5 protein-coding genes and 1 pseudogene are annotated in these 6,041 nt (G+C 71.6%); 5 read left to right on the top strand and 1 reads right to left on the bottom strand.

What is annotated here, in order from left to right; translation table 11 throughout:
- Window positions 1-1,272, top strand: a pseudogene (locus tag VAE46_RS08220) (prealbumin-like fold domain-containing protein); the annotation flags it as partial.
- 334 nt (window positions 1,273-1,606) lie between these two features.
- Complete coding sequence (locus tag VAE46_RS08215) at window positions 1,607-2,641, top strand: Gfo/Idh/MocA family oxidoreductase (RefSeq protein WP_322796445.1); 1,035 nt, start codon at window positions 1,607-1,609, stop codon at window positions 2,639-2,641.
- Between the two features lie 339 nt (window positions 2,642-2,980).
- Here VAE46_RS08215 and VAE46_RS08210 read toward each other — a convergent pair whose 3' ends face one another.
- Window positions 2,981-3,286 carry a hypothetical protein gene (locus VAE46_RS08210; protein WP_322796444.1) on the bottom strand — a complete coding sequence of 102 codons (306 nt, stop codon included), beginning with the start codon at window positions 3,284-3,286 and terminating at the stop codon, window positions 2,981-2,983.
- 171 nt (window positions 3,287-3,457) lie between these two features.
- Between VAE46_RS08210 and VAE46_RS08205 the strand changes: the two genes are divergently transcribed.
- From VAE46_RS08205 to VAE46_RS08195, 3 genes are all read left to right on the top strand, one after another.
- Window positions 3,458-3,757, top strand: a complete 300-nt coding sequence (locus tag VAE46_RS08205) for a hypothetical protein (protein WP_322796443.1) — start codon at window positions 3,458-3,460, stop codon at window positions 3,755-3,757.
- Between the two features lie 147 nt (window positions 3,758-3,904).
- The gene (locus VAE46_RS08200) at window positions 3,905-4,993 is read left to right on the top strand and encodes a hypothetical protein (protein ID WP_322796442.1); all 1,089 of its coding nucleotides are present in this window, start codon (window positions 3,905-3,907) and stop codon (window positions 4,991-4,993) included.
- A partial coding sequence (locus VAE46_RS08195) for a regulatory iron-sulfur-containing complex subunit RicT (protein WP_322796441.1) occupies window positions 4,986-6,041 on the top strand: 1,056 nt, incomplete at its 3' end. The genes VAE46_RS08200 and VAE46_RS08195, both read left to right, overlap by 8 nt.

Here is a 6,041-nt window from a genome sequence, read left to right as displayed (position 1 = left end):
TCGCTCTCCACGACGGGCACGACCAGCAGCACCGGGACCGCCTCGACGACCATCCTGAACGTCCCGGTCGGGACCTACACCATCGCCGAGACCCAGGGCCGCGGCCAGTGCCAGACCGGCACCACCTCCAGCGACTGGGAGACCCGCGGCCTCGTCCAGGTGGGCGGCAGCCTGCCGGGCGCGGGCGCCCTCAACAGCGCGCCGGTCATCTCCAACGGCAGCCTGGACGTCCCGGTCGAGGCCGGCCAGACGACCTACGTGGTCTTCGGCAACATCGGCTGCGGCTCCGTGCTCTCGGCCGCCAACCTCGTCGTCAACAAGTACAGCGACCCGCTGGCGAACTTCACCGGGGCCACGCCGCTCGCCGGCTGGCAGATCACCATCACCGGCACCGGCGGCGCGGCCAACGGCTTCAACGCCACGCAGGCCACCAGCGGCGCGGGCCAGGCGCTCTTCCTCGGCATCCCGGACGGCACCTATACCGTCTGCGAGACGCTCGTCAGCGGCTGGGCCAACGTCGGCTCGAAGTACAACAGCGTCACCCAGGCCGGCCTCTGCCGCACCGGTGTGACCGTCAACCTCAACCAGACCGCGACGGTGGACTTCTACAACCAGCCGCGGGTGACCATCCGCGTGCACAAGACGCTCAACGTCGTCGGCTTCACTTCCAACGGCGCGGGCTGGTCGTTCACGCTGACGGGCTGCGGCATCACCCCGCAGACCGGCACCACCGACAGCCAGGGCATCGTCGAATTCACCAACCTGCCGCCGGCCATCGGCTGCAGCTACACGGTGACCGAGACGACGCAGCCCGGTTGGACGCCGCAGTACATCTCGCAGAGTGCGGCGCCGACCCAGGGCGGGCAGGTGGTCACGCTCGAGTTCCTCAACATCCGGGTGTACGACCCGCCGTGCGTGGACCCGAGCGACAACCGCTGCCAGCCGCCGGTGACGACGACGCCGACGCCGCCGACCTCGACCCCGACCCCGCCGACCAGCACCCCGACCCCGCCGACCAGCACCGCGACGCCGCCTCCGTCGGAGACGCCGTCGGAGACCCCGCCGCCGTCGCAGCCGTCGCCGAGCGTGACGCAGGTTGCGGGTGAGCGGACGCCTGGCCCGGGCACCTCGCCGACGCCGCTGGCGCCTGCGACGGGCTTCGGCTTCGGCAGCGGGCAGTCGGGCATGAGCACGCTGCTCATGGTCCTCGGGTTCGTCGTCCTCAGCCTCGGCCTTGGGTTCCTCGCCCTCGGCCGCCGCACCAGCCGGTAGCCCCACCCCGCGCCTCCCCTCTCCTCCCCTCCCTCGGGAGAGGGGGAGAAGGGGAGAGCGGGAGCCCCGCACCACACCTCCCTTCCCGGGAACGGGGAGCCGGGAGCGGGGAACAGGCACCATAGCACGCATCAGCAGGGGCCCTTGCAGCCAGCCGGGGCCCTTTTAGGTTGGAGGTTGGAGGTGGGAGGTGGGAGGTTGGTTACTCCCGGCTCCCGGCTCCCTGCTCCCCGCTCCCGGGGGCGGCCGTGGCGGCGGGAGGCTCCCCGCTCCCACCTCCCTCGGCTCCCCGCTCCCACCTCCCACCTCCCGCCTCCCACCTTATAGTTGTGGCATGAGCATTCGCATCGGCCTCATCGGCGCTGGCGCCAACACCGTCGCCCAGCACATCCCCGGCTTCCGCCGCATCCCCGGCGTCGAACTGGTCGGCGTCGTCAACCGCACCCCCGAAAGCTCGCGCCGCATCGCCGACCAGTTCGGCATCCCGCGCGTCTTCGAAACCCCCGAAGCCCTCTGCGCCGACCCCGAAATCGCCGCCGTCTGCATCGGCACCTGGCCCTACAAACACCGCGACTACACCGTCATGGCCCTCGAAGCCGGGAAGCACGTCCTCTGCGAAGCCCGCATGGCCTGCGACCTCGAAGAAGCCCGCGCCATGTACGAAGCCCACCTGCGCCACCCGGGGCTCGTGGCGCAGCTCGTGCCCGCGCCGTTCGATTTCCGCCTCGGGCCGACCATTACCCGGCTTATCGCCGAAGGCGCCCTCGGCGAAGTGCGCGAAGTCACCGTCCGGCTGCTGAACGGCCAGGCGCTCGACCCGGGCGCCCCCCTCCACTGGCGCCAGCGCCGCGACTACTCCGGCCGCAACGTCATGATGTTCGGCATCTACGTCGAAATCATCGAACGCTGGCTCGGCCGCCACGCCGGCAGCGTCAGCGCCGATGGCGCCATCGTCATCCCCGAGCGGTTCGACCCCGAAACCGGCACCATGCAGCCGGTCACCGTGCCCGATACCTACGTGGTCAGCGGCGAACTCGCCCGCGGCGCGCGCATCACCTACCACTTCAGCAGCGTCGCCGGCGGCGCCGAGGCGAACGGCATCGCCATCCACGGCACGAAGGCGGTCCTGCGCTGGCGCCCCGGCGATACCGCTGAGCTGCACGTCTTCGGGCAGCCGCACCCGCACGCCATCGAACCCGACCCCGGCACCGACCGCGGCTGGCGGGTCGAAGAGGACTTCATCGCCTCCATCCGCGAGGGCGCGCCCGTTCGCCTCACCAGCTTCGAAGATGGCCTCGCCTACATGCGCGTCGTCGATACCGCCCACCGCAGCTGGGAAGAGGGCCGCCGCCTCCCCCTGCCGGAGTAAGGTGGGAGGTTGGAGGTGGGAGGTTGGAGGTTGAAGGTTGGAGGTTGAAGGTTGGAGGTTGAAGGGATAAGGGGAGAGGTTGAAGGGATAAGGGGAGAGGTTGAAGGGATAAGGGGAGAGGGACGAACGTCTCCATGCCCGCCGCTCCCGGCTCTCCGCTCCCACCTCCAACCTCCCACCTTCTCCCTGCTCCCGGTTCCCGGCTCCCGGCTCTCCGCTCCCACCTCCAACCTCCAACCTCCCACCTTCTCCCTGCTCCCGGCTCCCCGTTCCCGACGGGGCAGACGGGGTGCGGGGTACGGCTCCCGGTTCCCCGCTCCGGGTTCCCACCTCCCACCTTCAACCTCCCATCAGTTCCCGCGCCAGGGCCCACTCCTCCTCGTCGCGGGGTTCGAGGCCGTGCATCAGCAGGCCCAGCAGCTCCGCCTCGCGCAGCGCCCGGTCGCGGTCGAGCGGCGCCGAGCCAGCCGCGAACACCAGCCGCAGCGCCGCGATGATCGCTTGCGCCCGGCGGGGGTCGAAGGATTCGTCGTGCCAGAGCGCATCGATCACCCGCCAGGCCGCCGCCAGCGGGTCGCGCTCCGCCGGCGAACGCCGCCGCCGCGGGGTCGAACCGCCCTCCGTTGACCGTTCCGGTGCCGTCATCGAACCCCAGCGTGCTGAGGGCCGGTGCTCACCGCCGAGCACCCGCTGGCACCGGGAAGCCGCCGCGACAACCCCCGGCGGAGTGTCCCGGCCGCGTCAGCGCGGGATTGAGGAATGAGAACACACGTTCTATTCTCGGCCACACACCACCACCGCCAGAGGGGGTTGCCAGTGTCCGAACCGCTCGACCTCCCGGCTCGCTGCGATGCCCTGCCGGAGCACACCGAGTACGCCGATACCGGCTGCGACCTCGCGCCGTCGTGCCTGAACTGCCCGCTCCCGCGCTGCAAGTACGACAGCCCGGGCGGCGCAGCCGCCATGCTGCGCACCAGCCGCGATGCCGCCATCGCCGATGCCGTCCGCCGCCGCAACCTCCCCATCGATGACGTCGCTGCCATGTTCGGCCTCTCCCGCCGCAGCGTCTTCCGCGCCCTCCGCCGCATCCCGCCCCCGCCCTCCCCCCGCCCCTGAACCACCTCCCACCTCCAACCTCCAACCTCCCACCTTCTCCCGGCTCCCTGCTCCCCGCTCCCGGCTCCCGGCTCCCGGGCAAGGGCCGGTTCGGGCGGCGCGGCGCTCCCACCTCCAACCTCCCACCTCCTCGCGTATCCTGTCACCGTGGACCCCGTCATCGGTCACACCGAGATCCTCCGCGAACTCGCCGCCCTCGCCGCCGCGGCCGAGCCGCCGCACGCCCTCCTCTTCGCCGGCCCCGAGAGCACCGGCCGGACCGTCCTCGCCCGCCGCTATGCCATGCTCCTCAACTGCGAGGCCCTCCACCCACCCGCCCCCGCGGGCGCGCCGCTCTTCGGCGATGAGCCCCCCGCGCCGGGGTCCGCCCCGGGCGCGGGCCCCTGCGGCGTCTGCCGGCCCTGCCGCCTCATCCTCGAGGGCGCCCACCCCGATGTGATCACCGTCGGCCCCGGCGATGCCCTCTGCCGCCCGCGCGACGGCGAATCCCACCCCGCCCACCCCGATTCCGCCGACATCCGCATCTGCCAGGTCCGCGGTATCACCGAGCTCTGCGCACGCTTCCCGTTCGAAGCCCGCTACCGCGTCATCATCATCGACCCCGCCGACCGCCTCGCCCTCTACGCCGCGCCGGCCCTGCTCAAGACGCTCGAGGAGCCGCCCGGCCACACCATCTTCTGCCTCATCACCGCTGCGCCCGAGCGCGTGCTCGAAACCATCCTCTCCCGCTGCCGGCGGATCGACGTCCGGCCCGTCGGGCGTCCCGCCATCGAGGCCGGGCTCATCGACCGCGGCATCGAACCGCAGCTCGCCGCCGATGCCGCCGCCGCCAGCCGCGGCCGACCGGGCCGCGCCATCGCCTTCGCCGCCCAGCCCGACCTCATGGGCGACCGCGGCCGCATCCTCGAGCGCTGCGCGAAGGTCGCGGCCAGCGGCGTGCCCGCCCGTTTCCAGTACGCCGCCGACCTCGCCTCCCGCTGGCGCAGCGATAGCGCCGCCGTCCGCTTCGAACTCGATTGCTGGGAGTCCTTCTGGGAGGCCCGCCTCCGCAGCGCCTCAGTCGATTCCCCCGATGATGCCCGCGGCGCCCTGGCAGCCCTGCGCGCCATCGCTGCCCTGCGTGAGCACCTCAACGCCAACGTCCAGGTGCGCCCCGCCTTCGACCTCATGCTCCTCAGCTTCCCGCGCGTTACACTGGAGCATAGCCCCGAGGAAGAACTCCCGGCCCATGCCTGAAACACCCCCGCGCGTCGCCGGCGTGCGCTTTCGAAACGCCGGCAAAATCTTCTATTTCCACGCCGCCGGCCTCCGCCTCGAGCCCGGCGAATACGTTGTCGTCGAAACCTCCCGCGGCCCCGAAATCGCCCGCGTCGTCATCGCCCCCGACCAGGTCGTGGTCGATGAGCTGCCCCGCGATGAGCTCAAGCCGATCCTCCGCCTGGCCACCGAGGCCGATATTCGCCGTGCCGATGAACTCCACCGCAAAGCCCAGGAGCTCCTCCCCGAGGCCCGCCGCCTCGGCGAGGAGGTGCGCTTTCCCGCCCGGATCGACGCCGCCGAATTCACCCTCGACGGGAAGCGGCTGACCTTTTCGTTCACCAGCGAAGAGCGCCTCGATTACCGCGAATTCGCCCGCCTCGCCAGCCAGCGCTTCAATGCGCGCATCGAAATGCGCCAGATGGGCGCCCGCGACCGCGCCCGCCTGGCCGGCGGCTACGGCATCTGCGGCCGCGAACTTTGCTGCGCCAGCTGGCTCGAAACCTTCCCCTCCATCTCCATCCGCATGGCCAAGGAGCAGGAGCTGCCGCTCAATCCCCAGAAGATCAGCGGCCTCTGCGGCCGCCTGCTCTGCTGCCTTTCGTACGAAGAGGAGGGCTACCGCGAAATGCGCAAGTCCCTCCCGAAGATCGGCCAGCGCTGCAGCACCCCCACCGGCGAGGGCAAGGTGGTGGCCCTCAACATCCTCAAGCGACAGGTCACCCTCCTCGTCGATGGCCAGCGCATCGAAGTCGGCGACCGCGATCTCGGCACCGTCGTCCGCTGGGACACCTCGAGCAAGAGCGCGCCGCCGCCGCCCAGCATCAGCCGCGAAGAAGCCATCGCCCAGGGGCTGATCGAACCCGACGAGCGCGACCTCGCCGGCGAACCCGAACCGGAAGAGCCTGAACTGTTCGAACCCGGTCCCGGCCGCGGCCGCCTGCCCGGCGGCGGCCCCCGCAAGGTGGTGCCCGCCCGGCCGCCGAGGCTCGCGCAGCCCCCGGCCGAGCCGAAGGCGCCCGCCCCG

Origin of the sequence: Tepidiforma sp. (assembly GCF_034433535.1) — a bacterium.
Lineage (GTDB): Bacteria > Chloroflexota > Dehalococcoidia > Tepidiformales > Tepidiformaceae > Tepidiforma.
The sequence above is the reverse complement of the archived record's forward strand: the minus strand, read 5'-3'. Positions and strand labels throughout refer to the sequence as shown.

Bases quoted from the DNA above. Each gene is read 5' to 3' on its own strand.
- VAE46_RS08210 (WP_322796444.1), bottom strand. From the start codon at position 3,286: ATGACGGCACCGGAACGGTCAACGGAGGGCGGTTCGACCCCGCGGCGG.
- VAE46_RS08215 (WP_322796445.1), top strand. From the start codon at position 1,607: ATGAGCATTCGCATCGGCCTCATCGGCGCTGGCGCCAACACCGTCGCC.